Raw genomic sequence first — 20,541 nt, 5'->3', positions numbered from 1 at the left:
TTTCCGGACGCGAAGCCTGCTGCGTCGACCAAGGGCGGAAAAAGCCGCGGATTATGGTCACGCTTCAAGTCCGGAATCGGCAAGGCCCTTGGAGGGAGCGGCAGTGAAAAGTCCTCGCGCGAGGCGGGGCAATCTGAGCCCTCTTTTCCGACGAGTCTACGAATTGATTATGAAGGCAGCCGGGCCGGACGCGCGGGGTCTCTGCCGCCGATGAGGAGCTCATCGAAGATTTCAGAAACAAGGCGATGGGTAACCTCAGCGACGGCACGATCAAGAATGCGGCAACCGATTTGCGCCATTTGAGCGCGCGCCTGAGCGCGGCCGGCAGGCCCTCAATCGCGGATCGAATTCGCCGGGAATTGGAAAACGCGCAGCTGGAAAATCCTGATGTGGAAAACCACCAGCTGGAAGCTGAGCTCGATGAGGATGTCGATACCTACGCAAAGGACCGGGGCAGGCGCATCAAGGCCGCCTTGAAGAAGCTTCGTGAGGTCGGTGCCGGAAACGCCCTGGCGGCCGATGTCCGCCGACTGGCTCCTCACGGCGCGGACGCAACCCTGATCGGCATGTGGGCGGCGGCGGAAAAGGCGACAGGCAGGATCGACCCGAAGACGATCGACAGACAAGCTCGCCGCATGTCGAGGCTGAGTGAGTGGCTGCAGACGCATGACCGGCCACCGATCGCCGGCCGACTGTCCACCGCTGGGCTCGCTCAGGATGTCGAGGAGTACAGGCACGATACCGACGACAGCAAGATCAACGCTGATCTGGTCAAGCTTGGCCAATACGAGCAAATCCTGGAGGCGAACAGGGCGCTCGGATTGCTGCCTCCTCAGGACCCTGGTCAACCGTCTGCGGAAGGTGCTCGGCAGGTTCACTCGCCGCAGGAACTTCCCGCAATGCCGGCAACGCCGAGCGCGGGAGCCTGGGAATGGCTTGGCGAGCAAATGCACGGGCCCGCCTCATCGATGCCAGCGTACCGGGGGGCACACGCTGCCTCATTACAGCAGCTTCCTGCAACGCCAGCGACGCCGAGCACCGGAGCCTGGGACTGGCTCGGGGAGCAAATCCACGGTCCTGCGTCACCGGTTCCAGCGCCGCACTGGGCCGCCCAGGCTGATCTGCCAGTCGAACTTCCTGCGACTCCAGCTACCCCAAGCCAGGGCGCATGGGCCTGGCTTGGGCAACAGATGCAAGAGCCCGCATCGTCGTCGTCAGTTCGGCCCCAATCGTCAAACATCTATGCCGGCCTCGATTCCTTCGTCGATGTGGACCCGTCAACGCCGTACCACTTGCGTGACGATGCGGACTCTACGCCAGCACCTGAGCTTGCAGCCGCATCGTCGTTCGCAGGACTGCCGACGGCGGCGCCGGAGCTACGGGATATCGGCACAATTGTTGGCGCCGGCTGGCGCCACCGCTCGCAGGCGGCTTCAGACGTGTTGATCGATGTCCTGGGCAATATCAATCTGCTGCCAAACCAGTTCGGACCAAGTCAGTTTGCGATCAACGGTGAGCTCTATTCGGCTACGTTTGGACCAGGCGGTCGCAGGGATGTTCGCCTGATTCATCACCCGCGCGCCGGTGGGACGAACGAGGCCGGGCCATCCCAGTCGCTGCATCGCCCACCGCCAATCGTAAGCGCAAGGCAAACCGAGGAAAGTGCAGTCGATCTTGGCTATCTTATCCGGGGCGGCTGGGAGCATAGGGAGCGATTCCTGTCGTCTTACCTCGTGCGCGTTTTGGAAGGCGAGCGCATCATGCCCCAGCCTGGGCGGCCGACCTATTTCGAGATCCGCGGAGTGCCTTACAGGGGCGAGTTGGTGGAAAGCGAGGGACGCCAACGCGTTCGCATTTTCCCTGAACGTGGCTGAAGAGTCAGCAGGGCAGCAATCCCCGTCTTTCGGCGGGGCAGCTCGCGTGAGGCATTCTATACGCGGCTGTTGGCAGGCGAGATGCGTCTACGGACTGAACCGGGCAGCCTCCTCTTTGTAGAACCAGGCAGGCTCATTGGTTTCTACGAATTTGGTGCATGCCCTAAGATACCTTCTGCATCCCTGATCCTTTCACAAATACTCGCCAATTCTTGTCTTGAAAACCTTCGCTCAGCGAGCCCTGCAGATCGAGCGCGTTTGTCATCGAGGGAGCACAGCGCGGAGTGCAGCCGACGGAACAAACACCAACAACATGGCTACCAGACAACGGTTTGCTGACGAATTCTTTTCGTAACGATGGGCTAAAATCCTCGGCGGGCGTGTTACTTCGCAACGTGCATACGCTTAAGCCTTCATGCGCAGTTCAGTTATTACGCTATGGAATGACTCCTCGCGATGACTTTCAAACAGCTCCTCCGCTCAGTGGTTGGTGGGAAAGAAATCGATAAACCATCGTATAGCTCGTTTCCCCTTTCCTTTGGGTCTTTATCGCACAGTCAGCTATTGGAGTGCAGACTCGAGCGGCGATTGTCTCCGCCGTCATCGGACAGGTCGATTTGTCGCGAGCTATGTATTCGGCTAATTGGAAAAGCGTGGCGCGATGTTGATACATCATGTAACAGGAAAGGTCATGCCTGAGACAGCGCACGATCGCGATCTCGCTTTGGACTTCACCAAAGGAGTGCTCATTATTTTAGTGATCGTCGGCCACCTGATCCAATATATCCTCTACCGAAATGAAGGGTTTTGGGATTCGGCAAGTTTCAAATGGATCTACATGTTCCACATGCCTCTCTTTATGGCGATAAGCGGTTATCTTTCCTGCCGAGCGCTAACGGGAAAGCCCTTCACGAAAGCCATCTGCGATCGTGCGATGCAACTCCTGTTGCCTATGCTGTTTTGGTGCTCTCTCCTGGAGACATTAAAGTTGACCGTGTTTCCCCGACCGGCGGGCGCAGCAGACAACGTTTTGCAGTTCCTGAATGATTTCGCCGGCACATACTGGTTCGTCTGGGCCGCGTTCATTTGCTTTCTTCTCGCCAAAACTATTTCGATCTTCAATCATTCCTCGTCCTGGGTCTTCTTGGTATCGGTCATTCTGGTCGTCCTCGCACCTCTGACCTTTTCCATATTCCCTCTCATAAAGTATACGTACCCGTTTTTCTGCTTGGGACTCGCATTTGCGCAGTCGGAGCGGTGGACGAGCATAGTGCGCTCTCAGGGGCCGTTCTTGATTATGTCTGCCTCAATGGTGGCGATGATTTGCTTTCTGATCTGGCGCAATGACACTTATGTCTACAACAATCTTGCTTTGGTCCAGGATTTGCAGTCCGCAAAGAATGTGCTTCTGATGTTTCTTGGCTCAGCAGCTGCCTCAGCGGTGATGAACATGGAATATTGGCCGCTCAAATCGGGTGGTCCGCTTTATCGCCGCGAAACTGGGACCGAGCACGCTGGTGCTGTACTTGATCCAGGGTACGGTATTCCGTCTAATGGATTCGATACAGTATGGAGAATTGTGGAGCCCCACAACGAGGGCGGCCGCGGCTACATTTCTCGGGGCAATGATTGTTGCCGTCGCGCTTGCGGTTCGCTGGACCGTGCGCGACATTCCTTATCTGTCCCAGCTCATGCTCGGAGTGCCACCCCGCTCCTTCGTTTGTCGAACCAGCCCTGCCGATAAGTAGCTGTAACCGAAGTCTGGTCAGAAAGGCTCTCGCAGGCCATCGTAGATTTTACCTGCGACTGAGTATTTGCTCCGGAAGGAGTTAGGGGACGGCCCGAAGAAAGGACGGACAAATGAAGCGCGCCAGGTTCCCGGAAGACAGATTATCGCGTATTGAAGGAGCATGAGGCTGGGGCAAAGTCAGCCGACCTGCTCGCAAGCACGGTGTCATCTTGATGTGCTTGTGCCGATCTTCTGCGGCCAAACCTCACTTTATCGCGCTCCTTCATGAAGTGAAGGCCAGCCACCAATCCTGGTAGGCATCCCACGAGCGCTCTTGGCGCTACAATTCGCAGCCCGTGGAGCTTGACGACACTCCTGGGAAGGCGAGGTGGTAGCTTTGCTATGGCAAGGCAGCCCACCCAAGTTAGCGGCGCGTGGTAGGGACAGCGCTTTTCAGGGCCGACAAAGCGCCGAATCACGTTGCCGCTAACTTCCACTTTGGTCGAAGTGGACGGTGATCATAAACGGGACAAGCGTTCGCCCGCCGAGCTGAGGCGCTCGGGGCGGATATTACGCGCTGACCAGATGAACCTGGGGCCATCATCAAATGCCGACGCAATCGCCTTTTGAGGTTGCCCGAGGATGCGTTCGGGGGGCATCCCGCGCATTCCGCCTTCACGCTCGCAAGGCGCTGACTGGTATCTGGGAGGGGCTCGGCCTACCTATCGGGCAGACCCCCCTTGAGAGCGCAGTGCGGACCGGCGATCATCAGCGACACTCGACTAGTAGCGAAAGGACATTGTCGGGTCCGTCGTGAGTGGCTCACACCACATCAACCGTGCGGCCGTATTCTTCGACATAGAACTCCCATTCGCCGCTCTCGATGTCTTTGATTGCCTGATCGATGGATCGCTTCCGCTGCGTTTCCGTCGGGGTTTAGTCCGCCGACGTGTGTGATCCTTTCGTGAGGTTCTTTCCGTCCTTCTTGTTAGTGCAACGAATGCGTGCCTTTGGCCATTCGAGTCTCTCCTAGATCGGCAACCAGCTTAGACGAAGGTAGTCGATCAAGGCTGCCATCAATCATGGTAGGCTCGCTGGAGACCTTCGCGATATAAATTGGCGGTACCCCGTATCGCGATGTGCCCTTGCACGAAGGCGGACGGGACGGGTTGATCATCTCGGCTTTCTGAAAGCTCCTCTGCTTATTCATCATCAAGCATGCGCCGAAGCTCACTTGGAGGGAATTGCTCCAGATCCCAAGCAAAGTCTTCTGGATCAATAGACGCTGGAGCGGCAAGGTGATTATCCCCTCGTCCGTGAAGCGCGTCGTGCAAGTCCTTTTCCAGTTGCCGCAGCTCCTCTGGAGGGACGGAGACTGGCGAGTCGCTGGGTTGATCATCGAGATGATCCAGTACTCGTCGAAGATCTACCTGAGGTAGCTGCTCCGAATCGGATGCGACTTGCCCTTGAACGAAAGCCGAGGTGGCGGGTTGATCATCTCGCCCCTCGGTAACCTCCTGTGCGTCTTCATCCTCCAGCAGCCGCCGAAACTCCGCTGGAGAGAACTGGTCTGGATCGAAAGTAAACTCCTCCGGATCAATGAAGAACGAAGGAGCTGCATGATCCTCCAATCGTCCCTGAAGTTCGTCGTGCAAGTTCTTTTCCAGTCGTTGAAGCTCCTCCTCTGAACGGACGGGAACTGGCAGAGGGATTGCTTCGTCATCAAGATGGTCCAGTCCGCGCCGAAGCTGCTCCTGAGGAAGCTGCTCTGGATCGACCGCGAGCTGTCCTTGGAGGAGAGCCGACGCCAACGGGACGGGTAGGTTTTCCTGCAAGTCCTGATGCTCCTCTTGCCGCTTAGCTACCTGCAACGCGCGGTGCTGCTCAGCGGCGCCGTCGATGCGTATCGGGTCCGTCAGTGACGCGGTTTCGGGATTGATTGGAGGCACGTTGGGAGGATTGAGCTTAGCGCGAGTGCGCCCCGGACGCACGATGGGCACGACTACGCCCGTCGACCGAAAGTTCCGCAGATGCTCTAATGCTATAACGAGTCTGTTGCTATTAGAGGAACCGCTGAACTCGCGCACGTCACTGCCATCGCTCAGCGATTTGCCGTCTAGCCGAGCAACAATGCTTGGCTTGTTGTTTGCGAAGAGCCAACGGCTATAGCCAATAAGAGAACCTGCATGCTGCTTCGCCGTAACGGCGGCCGTCCCTCCCTCAATAAGCGCTTCCTCAAGCCTGAAGATATCGGCAGGATCCTCGGGATAAAGAGGCCGCCTGTCCCACTGCCCCCGGATTATGACGCCCGTTGAAGCGACCGGCATTGCTCCGCCACTTCCTCCCGAGGCGGTGCTTGCGCTCGGTTTCCGATATACGAGAACTTCTTCCAGATCGTTCAGCGTCCTCTGTCTTTTCGCTGCTCTCGATTGAGCTGCGTCATGTTCATGATTGATGGTGGCGTCCTCGCTTGCCAGAAGATTACTCCGGGCACGTGCATCCATCGCTTCGTCCGGGGATTGCTGGCTATCGTTAGATGCGTCTTTCGCTGAGGGGAGCGCGCGCGGTCGCCCGCGAGAAACCAAATGACCGGAATCATGATACGCACGAAGCACGCTTACGCCTGTCTTCATGAGGGCGTCTTTCGGAAAGTAAGTATCTAGGTGATCAACCAGGGACTGGTGGTCCCTTAGATCAGTCGCTTGGCCACGGGCGCGAAGATCATTCGCCAGCCGACGAAGTGCCTGAGTATAAAGCTTGACCGTGTTCGGTTGTGGGTTCTTCTGAGCCGTATATTGAGCAATCGCCCTATCGATAAGGTCCCGGTCTTCTGTAGATAGATGTGGATAGGAGCCTCCAGCGCCGACGGGAGTGGGTTGGGCCCGCCTTGCCTCAGCCAAGTGCTGCTCAAAGCCATCTTGTCCGGCCTGGCTTGTCTGCGGCACTTGCGAGACGTCGTGCTGCACCTGCGACCGAGCTGGCACGTTAAACGGATCAAGATCTTGCGGGTCCACGCTAACCTCACCTCCAGGATCACCTGAACAGGTCTGCCTAGTCGGGCAAGCTTTCGAGAACCTGACCTGGCCATGGTTCCGTACGGGAGGTTATTCGCGCTGGCCAACCCCGGAAATGACGGCGATCGGACATTTTCTCCTTAACAATCCGCCCAATTTCCCTGGAGAACTAACGACGTCCTTTTCCATAATCCTTTTAGCTGGCGCCCCTCATATCCGACCTAACCGGCTCGTCTGGCGCAGATCCTTTCAAAGAGATGGCGAAGCTCAGGTCCCATGCGTCACGAGCAGGTGGGAGCAGAGGGGCGATTGCCATGATCAGAAGAATATCAAAGTAGACACTAACACATTCAGCGCGTGTTCAGTTTGGGGCGTGTGCGTGATGCTTGTGGGGTTATGAACGTATGATAATCCCACGCCTGCATATATTCCCGGAGCAAGATGGGCGGTATATGTTCCGGTGATTGCCGTGGTATCACGATGCGCAAGCTGGCCTTTAGCCAGGGCAGCATCCACCGCAAATTTGCTCCAGCTCGTCTTGCTAGCAACGAGTCCAATCAGATCACTGGGCCGGCTATCAAAGGGCCCTTTCGCATAAAGACGAAGCTCGTAATATTGGCTGATCTTGTTGAGGACAGGCGGAGCTCCCATGATGGAGAAGCCGCCATAGATGCCGCGAGACGGTGTCCCACTCGCGTCAATCTGCCAGAGCTGCCTGTCCGCAGCGATGTAGTGAAAATTATTCCCGCTCTCCCTTTGTTGCTTGGGATCCGCCAAATTCGTGTAGCGGCTACTGTTCAAACCAACGCCCGCCCGCAGCCACGTGTCGGATACGCCTGCAGCAGCCTTGCTCTTGTAGCCGGCTTCGTCAACGAGAAGGATGCCCGCATTGGCCGTGCTCCAGTTCAAGCCGGTGGGATTCTCGGTTATGTGGGCATAGGCACCATCTGGACTGATTGAGCGCTGGACGGAGACCTTGTTGTAAAAGCGATCGTCAAAATTGAACTTCAAGTTAACCGCCGGCGTCGGCGCAGCATTGGTGCTCATCCCTCCCTGGAACAAGGCAGACATGTTCGATCCCGTAATCCCTCCAAACAATGTGCCGGTGAACTCATTTTGGTTTCTGAGGTAGCCAAGTTTGAGTTCTAGCGTCCTGTCGAAGAAAGTCTGGTAGTAGGCGAGCGTATTGATTCCCGCTCGATCTGGTCCCGGTCGATCCCACGTCCAGTATTGCTGCTCGGCTCCTACGACAATCTGTCCGTCGGCAATGCCAAACCGGCTGAGATCGTAGGTGACGATCATGAAGTTTGCCGACGCGAAGGTCGGGTTCTGGCCCATATAAAGCTGGTTTGCGATAGTGCTTCTGGCCGCATTCGGCAGCTGGTTGTTTACAAAGCTGTTGTGCGTCCAGCCGATGTAGCCGATGCCGACATCTGCCAGCGCCGATCTAACGCCGTCATTGTCCTGACCAATCGTGTCCGCAGGGCCAGGTATGCTGAACCACAACCCTTTTTCACGCAGCTTGTCGTACCTTTCGAAGGGATCGATCGTCTTTTGCGGTCTCGTCTGGGCACCCCTGCCCGCATTGCCGCGCTTCTCAAAAGGCACTCCGGGACCTGCTGCTGGCGCCGGAGCAGGAGGGCGGATTGCCTGACGGATCAGGTCGATCCGGAGCCTTGCGGCCCGATCGGAGGTCTTTCCTGTTTTGCTGGCCTGATCCATAGAACTAGGATCAAGTCCGCTCGCGGTTTGTCCCAGTACGGAATTGCCGACCAGACAAGCCGCTAGCGAAAGCGCGATAATAAGCCCAAATTGCCTTCCCCTTGGTCTGAAATTGAAAGAAAGTGCTGCCGTAGCCGAATTTGTCCGAGGCGAGCTCGTCGCAAGAAGGCAATCACGTATGGCGTACTTCGAGTCCATGTCTGCCGGCCATGAATAGATTGAACAGCGGCGTGATTGGCTCAAAGTGAGGTCCCGGCGTTTTCGCGTCCGAGGGCGAGTGGGACGAGCCAGAACACGATCCATCCGAAGAGGACCACTCAGGCTTGCTGAACCTCTCAGCCCGCGGCGCGATGATGATCTGGTCCGAAACTCTGCTGGTGCATAACGCCGGCGCGCCGAGAGCCAGAGAAGGGCACTGCCTCGGCAAATGCTCACGACGAGCGCGCGAGGGCATGCTGTCCTGGCCACCAAACATTGCGAATGTCCGCCCTGCTCACTGTGGGTCAGGCGGGTCTGGCGGTGTCGCGCATCTGCATCGAAGGCGGCTTTCTGGGCGAAACGGCAGCTACCGGAAAGCTGTGCAAGAGGCTTGGATTCCAGAAGCGCTTTAGCGGTATCGTTGTCAGCGAAACACGAGACAATCGCCAGGCTTGAAGTTGCGCGCGCGGCAACCTCACCACAACATCCAACGTGACGGCCCAGGAGACCGGAGGAATCGGCCATCGAGCAGCTTTGGCGGGTATCGGCGAACAGTTGCTGGCTGCCGTGAGGGCGGCACAACCTTTCTTGCATCCGAATCCTTGACGTGCGCGGCGTTCGTTGGTCACGCTTGCCACGAGCCCGTCATCTCGAACAACCTGCCGGAATTGGTAGTTGATCAGGTGCAATGGTTGCCGGTCCAATCGGCCATTGCCGCTCGGCCGATCAGCCGTTGCGCTTACGTGGTGAGTCCCAGAGGAAGTTGCTGGTCTCGGCAAGCCGTGAGGGGGCTCCATCGAACACACTGCAGGAATGAGTGAACGGTGTGCATTCGTGCCGTGGGTAAGAAAATCTCCAGGGTTCTTCTGAATGGTGAAAAAATGCTGAGCCATCGCCGGCGAAGATGAGTACCATTGCTCGCTGGTGACGCTATCATGGAGAACGCGCGCAAATTGTCGCGTTGCGTTCCTCAAGAAGTAGCGTTTCATGGGAGCAGGGCAGCCGATCGGGAAGCTCGGCAAGATTGATTATCGTCGACGCTCGCAGCTCCTGGAGCGCGAGAGCATCGCAGCCTATGGCGTCGACAAAACAAGCCTGCTGGATGGGATCTTAGGCGAGGGACAATGGACTTGATTGATCAAGCGGCCGCTTCAGACTTGCGGCCGCTCTTGCGCGGGCCGTCAAGACGAATTCTCCCGATTTTGGTGCTCCCGCTTGTCCTCGTCAGCTCGTGTGCTGCTGGCGTCTGGCTTTGGGCTCACCTTGAAGCGTTTGTCCAGACGCCGGAAGCCCGGGACGTCGCTTCAACGATGAGCCTCTCACTGGAGGACAGAGCAGCCTTGTTTGAGATAAACTGGGCACAGCAGAAAACTGGCGATGAGATCGCATTACTCAACAGCCGGATCAACGCCCAGCGGGATGACCTCAAAGGGATCCTGGATCAGATCACCATGCTGACTTCGCGGATCGATTCGCTGCAGAGTTCAACACCTGTCCCTTCTGCTGCTTCCGAGCCTTCTTCGGCGCCAGCCCGGGCGGTTTCGAGCGTCGTCAGGAAACGCTTCGGGCGGTCCAAACCACAGGCACCTGTTGCCGTCGGAGGCGCGCCAGTGATCGCCGGACCGAAGGCAGCCGAGCCTTGAGGCTGAGACGCTGCAGGCGTGGTCGAGCCTCCAACTGTGCTCGATGAGGTGGACCTTAGCTTCGCAAAGCTGCCTCCGGCCGTAAAATACCCGAGCTTGCGCGGGCGCCGTCGTCTCCAGCGGCATGTCACTGAGGCCGTCACTATCATCGAGAGCGCTCCAGGGGGAGGTGGGGCAGAGCACTTTCCGCATGATCGAGGCGTGGCCCTGAGCGGCGGAGCGCGCTGCGCCTCTCCTTGCGATCAGCTCCCTTTTTAATCAGCCCTCGCCAGTTCTGAGACTATACCTGAAAGCTCGTGTCATCACACCGCCGCTGCTTCTTCGAAATCTGCCTGTCCCGAGGCGCTTCTTCCGATCGCTGCCTCGCAAAGAGCTTAGAGGTTGGGGATCTGCTCACATGCGTGGCTTAGTTAATAGGGATGCGGTCGAGATAAGTGTCGAACGCGGCAGCAACAGCGCGAACGACAAACCGGTGCTCCTGCTTGACCCGAATGAATCCCTCTTCAATCTCCACTATCCCGTCTTCGGCAAGCGTTCCCAGGCGCTCGGCCGAATTGAGAAGAGTAAACGGATCAAATCCGTGAGCAGCACAGATCGCTGGTACGTCGGCCTGCAAATCGCACATCAGACGCTCGATGATTGCGGCGCGGAGGCGATCTTCGGCGGTGAGACAGTAGCCTTTTGAGATTGCCAGACGGCCAGCCTGAATGTGTTGGTGATAGGAAGCGGTTGCGACCTCGTTCTGGACGTAACCGTCACGCAGGCGGCCGACGGCTGACGGACCTAAGCCGATCACGGTTTTGCAGGTATCAGCCGAATAACCCAGGGAGTTGCGGCGCAGCCGACCAGCTTTCTGCGCCAGCGCGAGCTCGTCATTGGGCAGGGCAAAATGGTCGAGCCCGATCTGGCGGTAGCCGGCCGAGACCAGCGTATCTGCAATAGCCGCGGCTTGCTCAGCGCGGGCGACATTATCGGGCAGCGCCGTCTCATCGATTTGGCGCTGACGATTCATATAGGAGGGGACGTGAGCATAGCCGAAAACCGCAAGCCGGTCTGGCCGCATGGCCAGAGCCGTCCGCGCGGAGTCCACGCAGGTCTGCACCGTCTGATGCGGCAGCCCGAAGAGAAGGTCGAAATTGATGCGGCTTATGCCATGCTGGCGTAGACTTTCGACGACCGAAGCTGTCAGCACCTCGCTCTGCACGCGGTTGACCGACCTTTGAACCACCGGATCGAAGCTTTGCACACCGATGCTCGCGCGGCTGATTCCGGCCGCTTGTAACATTTCGACCATCTCGGCCGTGACCCCACGCGGATCGATTTCTATGGCGATGGTAGCTGATTTGCTGAATGCAAAGCAGTGGCGCAGGAGTTCCATCAAGGCGAGAAAATCGCTCGGTGCAATGGTGGTCGGCGTCCCGCCGCCGAAATGCACGTCGCGCACCGGCAGACCGGGCGGCACTTGCTCTGCGACCAAGCCTATCTCGTCCCGCACTGCCGCCAAATAATTGCGAACCGGTCGCTCGCCGCCAGTGAGGCTTGTAGGGAAGCCGCAATACCAACATATAGAGCGACAGAACGGAACGTGGATGTAGAGCGATACCGGCTCGTCGGGCGGCAGCCGCCTCAGCCATGTCTCACAAGTCTTGGCACCGACCATCGCGGAGAAATCCGGTACGGTTGGATAGATGGTGTACCAAGGCAGGCGAGCATCGCAATACTTGTTTAGAAGGGAGGTCTGCAAGGCTTTACTTTCCCATGCTCAAACAGCACGAAGCTGACCGATGGCCTCTCTTGTGTCTTTGCGTTATGTCAAACCCGGCTAGTGGCTTCTGAGATCTGGTCCCGCTTTCGATGTTACTGCCAACGCGGCTTAGGCGCAGAGCAGGGAGTGAGAGCCGCTCGTTGGCGATTATCTGGACGTTTAGGTATGAATTGTCTCGTGCGAGCACGGTTGAAGCGGCTAGGCGTGCCCGACGAGCCGGCGCGAACGATCAATCGCTCATCCGAGGGCACGTCGGTTCGCATTCGCTGGTGGCCAGTTGTTTTTTGCGACGAAAACAGGGACTTGTAGGTCTCACCATGAGCAGCTGAGCTTCTGGATCTTCAAACCGGTTTTTTTCAAGCAAAGCCGATTGGTTGCTCACAGAGTTCGACGGATGCCTCCGTCGAAGGCCGGCGTGATACGGAAGATAAGTTGCGTGCCAGATGGGAGCGCGAGGAGCGCAAGAGCACAACGTGACGCGACGTGCGATTCATGTCGCTTTAGCGCAGCAGACGATAACAATTCCTAATCCCTAGTATCGAACGCATAAGCCTCAATTCCGCCACGCTGGTTGTCTCATTGCCACAAGCATCATCACGGATGTACTGATGATGTTGGGGCGACCCCAGCGCACTTTCAGCCCCCCGGCGAAGTGCGTCGGGGCGCCTTGGTTCGGCGGCGTCTCGTCGCTGTCTAATGCAGCTCACCAACTCACAACGGCTCTTGCTGATGGCAAAGCGAAGCCCGGCCGGATGCATCGGACGAGACACTATCTGCAATAGTTTTTACTCTTGTTCAATCAACTGGGTTATTTTCATTTTACATCGGCTTTGGAGCTATCGATCCCTGCCAGATCCCGCATATCTATGTCGCAGCGATGCGATCGCAGCTCTCAGTTTCACATAGACCGCATGGCCAGGCGTCGACCATCCCCTCACTATGTTCTCGGCTGCGAGCTGGAGCCGTCCGTGCAGGAGCCGGCTCGGAGATCTTGCGCCTGTTCATTGCATGAAATTGACCTTCGCATCCTGGCATTTCAGTCCATTCACAATGGATCGAGGAAGTTTGTGGTTCGGTAGGCCAATCGAACCTGGAGCTCGTGTCTCACGCGAATGAGAGCTGAGCCTAGCCAGGCCTCAAGGAGATTGCCGCCAAACAGCTGGATCGGTCGAAAGTGGGCACTCCACTGCTTCTGTTGTACAACGCCGAAGGCATCGAACTCATCGGGGGCCGGTAAAAGGATGCTATTTTGGCCCGGCCGATTTCAAAGGCAGCACGAGCGACATTTTGACGGCTTCGTGGCCCGAGAGGGTCGCGCAAGCCACAGACGAGATGGAGGGTGCGCCTCATCCCGCTCGTGCGCCCAGCCAACATTGACCCTCCCGCCAAATTGGAAGCGCGAACGGGATGTGACTAGGTACGGACCGCTCGGCTCATGGCGATCAGCTGGGATGCACGAGGAGATCCGCCCCATCGTCGCTCGAGCCGACAGCTTTTCGTGGTCGCGTTGTCGGCTTTCAGAGTTAGGCAAGGCGCGCGGACCAGACTTAAGCTGCGGCCTCCGTCATGTTGCACCCCCGTCTGACCGTGCTGGATCTCCTGCCGATCCCATGAAAATGGGAGTTGAGACTTTCAAGCGAGAACCAACTGGATGCCGGCAACGAGCATAACCGCCACGAGGATAAATTTGATGCCTGCCGGGTTCAGGTAGTTCAGGCTGACTACCGTTCCAGCGACCGCACCCGCCAGCGCGGAGTTAGCGTAAAGAGCCAAATCCGGAGAGGGAAATTGGCCGCTGAAAAGAGCTCCGACGAAGCCGACTGTGGAATTGGCCAGAATAAAAGGCGGTGATAACGCGACGGCCTGCTTGGGTGATGCCCAATTCAGTGTGATGAGCGTCGGCGCGAGGAACACTCCGCCGCCCACGCCGGTCAGGCCGGAAATCAGGCCAAGGGCCACGCCAATGCTCACGCTTGCCGTGAGCGAAGTGTCGCAAAGACGATCGGCAGCTCGTCCCCGCTGAATGATCATCATTGCGCTCGCCAGAAGAAGAGCAAGACCGGTCAGCGTCTTGTACATGTGGTCCCCGAGCACAATCAAGCCACCGGCAAGCGACGCTGGCATCGACGAAAAGAGAAGCGGGCGCAGGATTGCCCAGTCAATGACCTTGTTGCGGTTGAAGAGCCACGTAGAATAAATCGCGACGACAATGTTGAGACCAAGAGCCGTCGGGCGCATCTCCGTCGATGACATACCCAAAAATGCCATTAGCGAGACGAATGCAGTGCCACCTGCCTGGCCAATGCTCGCATAGAGCAGTGAGATGATCGCGAAGAGCAGAGTAGCCACGCTTCACCGACCTTGGCGACGATCTTCGCCGTTTTCCACCGAGCCCATCATGATTTCGTGCATCAGGTGCGATCTAACTGTGTTTCTGCTTGGGACGATCTAAGCGCTTCGCCGGAATCGCTGGGCCGGAGGTGAGGGGGCCGCCAAGGTGAGCTATATTTCTTGCTGTAGCTCACCTCGCGCCGCGCCTCGCAATGGTGCTGTCGCCTTTCCGCCGGATGTCCTAAATGCTTCGACGCTCCTACGTCGCGACCAACCGTGGGCGTTCGAAGCCCTTTCTGCGACGTTTGATTTTGGTGAAATTAACAGTTGGTATGACACTTGCTAGTCTGGTGGCGGGTCCTCTCCCTGCTGGAGAAGCGCATGCAAAGTGTCCTCCGCATCAAGCAGATCTCGCGGTTACGAGTATCTCTCGTTGGGCCTTTAAGGTGGCCCCTTTCTGCACGTTCGGCACGTTTGCGCCAAGCCTACCGGACGGAGTCGATGAGACGCCGCACAATGATGCGAGGAGTATGGCTTCTGCCTCGACTGTTCCGTGTTGCTCATCGATCGCGTCCCCCGCGCCGTCGCACGGCGGAGAATCGGCGAACTGTTAGCGATGGCAATTCGCAAGATTGGGAAAAGACATGACTCTCCTGTTGTCTTCGTCTCTAAGCAGAGAATGGATGCTGACAGGTCGCTCGTCGAGCCCCCGCGCCGCCAACCACTCGAGCTTAGCTGTATCGCGCAGATCAGAGCCCTGGATCTCGTCGTGCTCGGCCTCGAGACAAACCAAAGCGTCGTTCGGCTGCGTTTTCTCGCCATGCAAGCTCAACAGAGCCAAAGCCTCTAGCGCTGGAGCTGTTTGGAAGCTCAGTCCAGGACAGCGGACCTTCTATCGGTGCCGGCATCATCAAACGGGACACCGTTGGGTTCGTATCGGTGGCACAATCCTTCAACACGGATGATGGGCGATGATCTCCGATTTGGCCGGTGCGCTATCGGCGAACAGGACCGATTACTTCCGCCCAGCCTCGGAGGCAGGGATGATGGCGCTATCTCCGGTGTCTGATGCGATCATGCCCGCGCATTCGGCGGCAGGGCAACGAATAAGGCGAATGGCGCCCGGCACAGCGCTAGCGCTCCGACTACACGAATAACTAAAACTCGAGTTCAGCTCATGGACTGGAATTTGGCTCCGCCTGAAACAAGCGCAATCGAACACGATGACGGGGAGCTCGATCGTCGTACTGAAGCGCCCATCATGGACCTCTTTAGCTTCACCGAATGCGCGAACCAGACTCATTCACTCAGAGCGCTATTCGAGCTTCTTGTAGGCTGTGCCACCAAGGAAGGCTTCAGTGAAGTCGCATACGGCGCTCTCAACTTCGTTGAGTCACTTCGGCTGGCGGAGTATCCACCCCCGACTGTGGCTGTGAAGTGGCCGCCAGACTGGTGCGACCGATACTTCAAGCGCAAGTACCATACTATCGACCCGGTAGTCCGGCGGACGCCAATGCTTTCGCGGCCGTTTTTGTGGGATCAACTCGCCGACCACTATCAGCTTCAACCGGACGAACGACGCGTGCTAGACGAGGCGAGAGAGGCGGGGCTGAAGCATGGCATGAGCGTGCCGTTGTTTGGCCCGTTGGGTCGGATATCTGTGGTGTCGTTTGCATCTGCGTTCGACGATGCTGATCCTCAGAATCGAATCGGTCATCTCAACGCGCTGGCCTGGCAGTTTCACACCGCCTATGGCGACATCGCTCGTGCCTGCGATAATGGTTGCGAAAGAAAAGTGGCATTATCAAAGCGAGAGATCAGTTGCATGCGGTGGGTGGCAGAGGGGAAATCGTCATGGGAAATTGGGAAGATACTGGGAATCAGCGACAATACAGTCAACTTTCATGTCAAGAATGCGACGCGCAAGTTGGGTGCGACCAGCCGAATTCAAGCAGTCGCTATCGCTATTCGCCTCCATGTTCTTTGAATTGTGAGAATGGGCACTAACAGCCAAATTGTGGGCTTCGAGCTTCTGGCGTGTTGAGCGTGGCGCCTTCGGCGAGCTCGCAGATACGACGCTCCTTGGAGCAAGTCCGGTATCTCACGCTGCGTGAGGTTGTGGGACTTCATGAGATCGATGAATTGTCGAATCGACTGATCTGTTCCCCCAGTGTGGTGAGCATCTCGGCCACACACCACCCAGCCTGTGGATCCATTGCCCAGACGAGCTCGCACCTGGTGCTTCGGACCTGGATTGGTGGCCGGCAGGGAGAGGAGCTACTGAGGAAAGAACCCCGGCCGGGGGTCGGGGTTCCGATTCACGCAACCGCGTGGAGGTCTCTATTTGGGAAAGGGCGACCCAAACTTGTAATTGAGCCGTGCCGTAATGAGATCGACGTCCTGGTGGACGCGATCCGCGCCAAGCGCGGCTGGGAAGTTTATGTTGCTCCGCTGCATGAACAAATGGTTATACTCGACGCCAGCTGACCAGTTCGGCGTGAGGCTGAATTCGGCACCGGCGCCTAGCACGCCACCCCAACGCACATCATTGCTGTTGGCAAGCTCGGTGCCTGGAGCTACCGAGTTGAGGTGATAGGTGTTGCTGGTCACCGCAGCACCACCCTTTCCATAAAGTAGGACGGCATTGAACGCGTAGCCGATATGCCCCGTGAGTAGACCGAATGCATCTGTCGTGGTGCCAACGGTGTTTGCCGGAAAGGCGGTGCTGACATTGGAGCCGCTGAAGTCGGCCCAGTTGCCCTGACCTTCGATGCCGTAGACCATGTTGAAGATGTGCCAACGATAGCCAATCTGGCCGCCAATGGTCCCGCCAGTCGAATTATGGCAGCCCTCGGGAGTGACGCCATTGAAATCCCAGCAATTGTGGCTCGTTCCCCAGCCCCCATTGACGCCGATATAGTAACCGGACCAATCGATGATCGGGGCTGCGACCGGCAGCGCTACCGCCTTGACCTTGACAGGTTGCTCCGCCAAGTCCGCGCCGAATGAGGGAGCGGCGGCACCGAGTGCGCCGATGCTTGCGGTCAGAATCAGAATCTTTTTCATTCGAGTGTCGTTTCCTTTCGGTGCCCCCCGGCGCCGTGCGTTTAACAATATGAACGCGAATTGCTGTAACTGCCGCACAACATGTCTTCGAAAGAAATGGGTCCAATCGCACGCTGCGTCAGATTGTGGAGCGCGCAACTTGCCATGCACGACCTCGACCGCAATGCTGGGGCCCGACACTGGTCCTTCGCGCAGATGCTCCTTTGAATACGATCCGTTCGTGATGACCAGTGACGGGAGGCAATGCTGCGAGCTGTTTGGCTCCCTCTGTCGCTGACTAGCGACAAAGTCAGGCCGCGCCAACACGTCCCGTGCATGCACGCAAGGCCGCTGATCGAGGACGCGTCTCCTGCGCTCAAGCTCATTCTTCCGGCAGGACGGTCGTGCTGCCGCTTGCAATCGTAGCGATGCGGCGATGATCGATCACAGGCCTGGATCGCTTCGCTCAGGACCTATCGCAAGTGTAGCACGATGTTCCTCAACCTCGACGTCGATCGACGAATGATCAAGGAGCCGATGCGGGTGTGCTTGACGAGGCTCTTGCTTGAACTTTGCGCAAGCTCGTGCCGAGCCAAAGGTCAGGAGAGGAAACGGTATGGCTTTTCGCTGGCGCCAGCGAATATTAGTGCGACTGCCCCGTCTCGTCGCCGACTTTGGGTTCCAGTTGACTGGTCTGGGTCACCGGAAGAGCTGCATAGGCGTCAGTCGTCGCAACGTGCTCGTCTTCGGCGGGGCCGAATATGAGTGGATTAAGGTCAGCTCCACCATGCTCTGCCCCCTTGTTCTCCCGCGGCATAAGGCCCCCAAGAGCCTTAACAAGCCAAACTCATGTGGCAGTAGAGCTTCAAGCGCCTTATTGCTCGGTCGACGGCGCCAGTTCAGCCCGCAAGCTGCGTATCGCCTCGTTAGCCAGATTCAAAGTATTCCGTTCACCCTTCCTTATCGAAGTCTCAAGGAAAGTGCACAACCGGCTATGGAGGACCGTCTTGCGATTATGCGCCAGCAACGGATCCTTCTCAACAAAGCGCCAGGCTTTATCAAATGCGACTCTCACGATAGCATCTTGCATCTCCACTTGATCGGATAACAACTGATCCATCTCATCACTCCACGGCGTCCTGATACAAGGAAGTACCTTCGCAAAGCAAACCGAGAGTCTGCGGCTTGTCCCAGCAAGTAAGACATCAGAGCCGCAGTACGCTCAGACATTGAGCTGCTCTCGATGCTTCAATGGATTTATAGATGTTTGTTGAAGTTACGATGACCGCAAATGTCGTATTCCCAGGCGCAATTCGAATAATTCTGAGCGGTTGAAACCAGCTCGCATTGTTCGCGCGGCGTCGTTGCCGAGGTGCTCTTGTTGCTCGGTATCCGTCGATAATTGGGGCTCTTCTTCCTGCAATCGGAAGATCGGCCCATGCCAATCACGACTAAAGCCGAACATCGATAAAAAATGGATCGTTCGGCTCCTTTCGCAGTCTCAAGCTAAGAAGCGTTTCTGGAAGCCTGTGGCGTTTTCCAGCCACTGCTTGTTTGCTTTCTGCCATGTGTCCGCCGGCACTTGTCCTTTGCTCGACCCTGCGCGGCGTCCAGCGTTCGAGCATGGTGGCGAACAGTTGTGATAGGGAAAAGCCAGCGGAACCGGCGCGCTTACGGGACGATGAGCCCATAAACGCCAAGTCGTCGATCTCTGGTGCGTACGGCCATAGCACTCAGCCCAGCGATAAAGTTCGATAAGCGCACCAATAGCCGCAGAAAAAGCCAAAAATGAAATCTCAGTCCGCTGCTGCACGTGACAGAATTAGTTTCGCGATCTTCATTTGGTTGGCGGGTGTTCGAAGCTCTGCCGGTAATGCGGCCACGGCCTGATCGAGAAGGCGTCCCAGAACCTGAAGGTCTTCTGGGTAGTAAACGCCACGGTCTCGCGACAGTCGCGTCGTTTGCCGGTCGCCGGCGCGGCCCCAGGTTCTCGTATCGCCGAGCTGGCCGAGCTCCAGTTCCGCCACAATCATTTGGCTTGTCAGGGCGTTTAGCAGTCGGACCGCTTCGAGCTCGTTGCCTTCTTCGCATATGAGGGCGGCCACGATGTCGAGTTGCAAGTCGATGCGATCCTCGAGGTTCTCTGAGCGTGAATTGGAAGGGTCAAGTTCCACGGTGTTGCTCCAAAGTAATTGAATGCAGGCAGCAGGCTGAGTAGCGGTTGTGTCGTGCTTTTCCGTTCGCGAGACGGCAGACGCGGCGATAGAACGAATGGCTGCTGCACAAGGCAAGGCGCGCATGCACGTTCGCCGCAGGAAGAGGGTGGCAGGCATGTGCCGCGGAAGGACCGCAAAGCCGGAATCGACTATAGAACGCTGCTAACTGCGTTGTAGATGGCCCGTCGTTTGATTCGATCGTCGAGCCGGTCCAGCGCGTCGAACCGTGGCTGTGGCTCCAGCCAGCGGGGACACTGCTGATGACGGCAGGTCGAGAAGTGCGGCCCGAACTGCTGCCGGATTGCTTGCCGCCGGACATAGCGATCCGGACGCAACCGGAGGCCTCGCCAGGCAGAATGCAGTAAAGAGCGCTTGGCGCTGGACGAAGCTGTTGCTGAAGGCGCGCCGTCAACTGGTCCAGACCGGTCTCCTCATCATGCCAGAAGATTAATTCCCAGCCCATGCGAGGCAACCCAGAAATAACATGCGTCTGCGGTTTTTCTCTGCATTCGTTGACAGGCGATACCTGGCCCGGTGAGGGTGCGGATGGGCTCCTTGAAGGTGGGCGCGCTAGGAGACAAGACCGGCAGATCGCGCAACTCCACCCCTCGTTGCGATAGTGATGTAAGGATTGCTGAGAAGGGATAACGGCGCCGGGATATGGCCGAAGAGCGCCGGCGCATAGAATGAGATAGAGTGGCCTCAATCTGTAGGAAATGGGTGTGGAAGCCGCCCGCCGACGAAGACTGAGGACGCGAGCAGAGTGAGAATCCACGATCACAAGACGTACTGGGGTGGGCAGTAAGATCGCGAGGCTGGTCTCATCACACCGATCGACGTCAGTGCCTCGTCGTGGCCGGCGGATATGCGGCTTGCACTTAGCGTGGTCAGATAGCTGACCGCACTGCTTTGTTTCAACGCCACGAGAGCGTCGGATTGTAGGCGGCGCCCGCCTGGTCAGGGCAAAAAGTCCAGCCCGCACCGATGTAGAGGGCAGTTCGCCC

Annotated in this window: 11 protein-coding genes and 1 pseudogene; 5 read left to right on the top strand and 7 right to left on the bottom strand. The window is 57.5% G+C overall.

Annotated elements, in window-relative coordinates; all coding sequences use genetic code 11:
- The first annotated feature begins 245 nt into the window (after positions 1-245).
- Both GGD66_RS11095 and nolL read left to right on the top strand, forming a co-directional pair.
- Positions 246-1,874 (top strand): hypothetical protein, encoded by a 1,629-nt coding sequence (locus GGD66_RS11095; protein WP_246788832.1) that lies wholly within the window; start codon positions 246-248, stop codon positions 1,872-1,874.
- 661 nt (positions 1,875-2,535) lie between these two features.
- Positions 2,536-3,622, top strand: a pseudogene (gene nolL, locus GGD66_RS11090) (nodulation factor fucose acetyltransferase NolL).
- 1,183 nt (positions 3,623-4,805) lie between these two features.
- Here nolL and GGD66_RS11085 read toward each other — a convergent pair.
- Both GGD66_RS11085 and GGD66_RS11080 read right to left on the bottom strand, forming a co-directional pair.
- Positions 4,806-6,617, bottom strand: a complete 1,812-nt coding sequence (locus tag GGD66_RS11085) for a hypothetical protein (protein WP_183257719.1) — start codon at positions 6,615-6,617, stop codon at positions 4,806-4,808.
- Between the two features lie 318 nt (positions 6,618-6,935).
- Positions 6,936-8,339, bottom strand: coding sequence for a carbohydrate porin (locus GGD66_RS11080; RefSeq protein ID WP_246788831.1), 1,404 nt, complete (start codon positions 8,337-8,339; stop codon positions 6,936-6,938).
- Positions 8,340-8,819: 480 nt separating this feature from the next.
- Here GGD66_RS11080 and GGD66_RS11075 point away from each other — a divergent pair, with 480 nt between their 5' ends.
- Together GGD66_RS11075 and GGD66_RS11070 are read left to right on the top strand one after the other, a co-directional pair.
- Positions 8,820-8,993 carry a hypothetical protein gene (locus GGD66_RS11075; protein ID WP_183257717.1) on the top strand — a complete coding sequence of 58 codons (174 nt, stop codon included), beginning with the start codon at positions 8,820-8,822 and terminating at the stop codon, positions 8,991-8,993.
- A 668-nt stretch (positions 8,994-9,661) separates the two neighbouring features.
- On the top strand, positions 9,662-10,180 hold the full coding sequence (locus GGD66_RS11070; RefSeq protein ID WP_183257716.1) for a hypothetical protein: 519 nt from the start codon (positions 9,662-9,664) through the stop codon (positions 10,178-10,180).
- 406 nt (positions 10,181-10,586) lie between these two features.
- Here the strand turns inward: GGD66_RS11070 and hemN are convergent, their stop codons facing one another.
- Together hemN and GGD66_RS11060 are read right to left on the bottom strand one after the other, a co-directional pair.
- Complete coding sequence (hemN, locus tag GGD66_RS11065; RefSeq protein ID WP_183257715.1) at positions 10,587-11,924, bottom strand: oxygen-independent coproporphyrinogen III oxidase; 1,338 nt, start codon at positions 11,922-11,924, stop codon at positions 10,587-10,589.
- Positions 11,925-13,577: 1,653 nt separating this feature from the next.
- Positions 13,578-14,294, bottom strand: a complete 717-nt coding sequence (locus tag GGD66_RS11060; protein ID WP_183257714.1) for a sulfite exporter TauE/SafE family protein — start codon at positions 14,292-14,294, stop codon at positions 13,578-13,580.
- 1,243 nt (positions 14,295-15,537) lie between these two features.
- On the opposite strand from GGD66_RS11060, the gene GGD66_RS11055 reads away from it, so the two are divergent.
- Complete coding sequence (locus tag GGD66_RS11055) at positions 15,538-16,263, top strand: LuxR family transcriptional regulator (RefSeq protein ID WP_183258044.1); 726 nt, start codon at positions 15,538-15,540, stop codon at positions 16,261-16,263.
- 353 nt (positions 16,264-16,616) lie between these two features.
- Here GGD66_RS11055 and GGD66_RS11050 read toward each other — a convergent pair whose 3' ends face one another.
- The 3 genes from GGD66_RS11050 to GGD66_RS41340 form a co-directional block, all read right to left on the bottom strand.
- Positions 16,617-17,342, bottom strand: coding sequence for an outer membrane protein (locus GGD66_RS11050; protein ID WP_183257713.1), 726 nt, complete (start codon positions 17,340-17,342; stop codon positions 16,617-16,619).
- 853 nt (positions 17,343-18,195) lie between these two features.
- Positions 18,196-18,441, bottom strand: a complete 246-nt coding sequence (locus GGD66_RS11045) for a hypothetical protein (protein ID WP_183257712.1) — start codon at positions 18,439-18,441, stop codon at positions 18,196-18,198.
- Between the two features lie 676 nt (positions 18,442-19,117).
- Positions 19,118-19,621, bottom strand: coding sequence for a NolY (locus tag GGD66_RS41340; protein ID WP_246788830.1), 504 nt, complete (start codon positions 19,619-19,621; stop codon positions 19,118-19,120).
- Positions 19,622-20,541: the final 920 nt, after the last annotated feature.

This window comes from Bradyrhizobium sp. CIR48 (assembly GCF_014198315.1).
Taxonomy (GTDB): Bacteria; Pseudomonadota; Alphaproteobacteria; order Rhizobiales; family Xanthobacteraceae; genus Bradyrhizobium.
This window is presented reverse-complemented; position numbering and strand designations above follow the sequence as displayed.

What these genes read in the sequence shown, in the direction of transcription:
- GGD66_RS41340 (WP_246788830.1), bottom strand. Translation starts at nt 19,621, where the DNA reads ATGCGCGCCTTGCCTTGTGCAGCAGCCATTCGTTCTATCGCCGCGTCT.
- GGD66_RS11070 (WP_183257716.1), top strand. Translation starts at nt 9,662, where the DNA reads ATGGACTTGATTGATCAAGCGGCCGCTTCAGACTTGCGGCCGCTCTTG.
- GGD66_RS11095 (WP_246788832.1), top strand. Translation starts at nt 246, where the DNA reads ATGGGTAACCTCAGCGACGGCACGATCAAGAATGCGGCAACCGATTTG.
- GGD66_RS11080 (WP_246788831.1), bottom strand. Translation starts at nt 8,339, where the DNA reads ATGGATCAGGCCAGCAAAACAGGAAAGACCTCCGATCGGGCCGCAAGG.
- GGD66_RS11075 (WP_183257717.1), top strand. Translation starts at nt 8,820, where the DNA reads ATGTCCGCCCTGCTCACTGTGGGTCAGGCGGGTCTGGCGGTGTCGCGC.
- GGD66_RS11045 (WP_183257712.1), bottom strand. Translation starts at nt 18,441, where the DNA reads ATGGATCAGTTGTTATCCGATCAAGTGGAGATGCAAGATGCTATCGTG.
- GGD66_RS11055 (WP_183258044.1), top strand. Translation starts at nt 15,538, where the DNA reads ATGGACCTCTTTAGCTTCACCGAATGCGCGAACCAGACTCATTCACTC.
- GGD66_RS11050 (WP_183257713.1), bottom strand. Translation starts at nt 17,342, where the DNA reads ATGAAAAAGATTCTGATTCTGACCGCAAGCATCGGCGCACTCGGTGCC.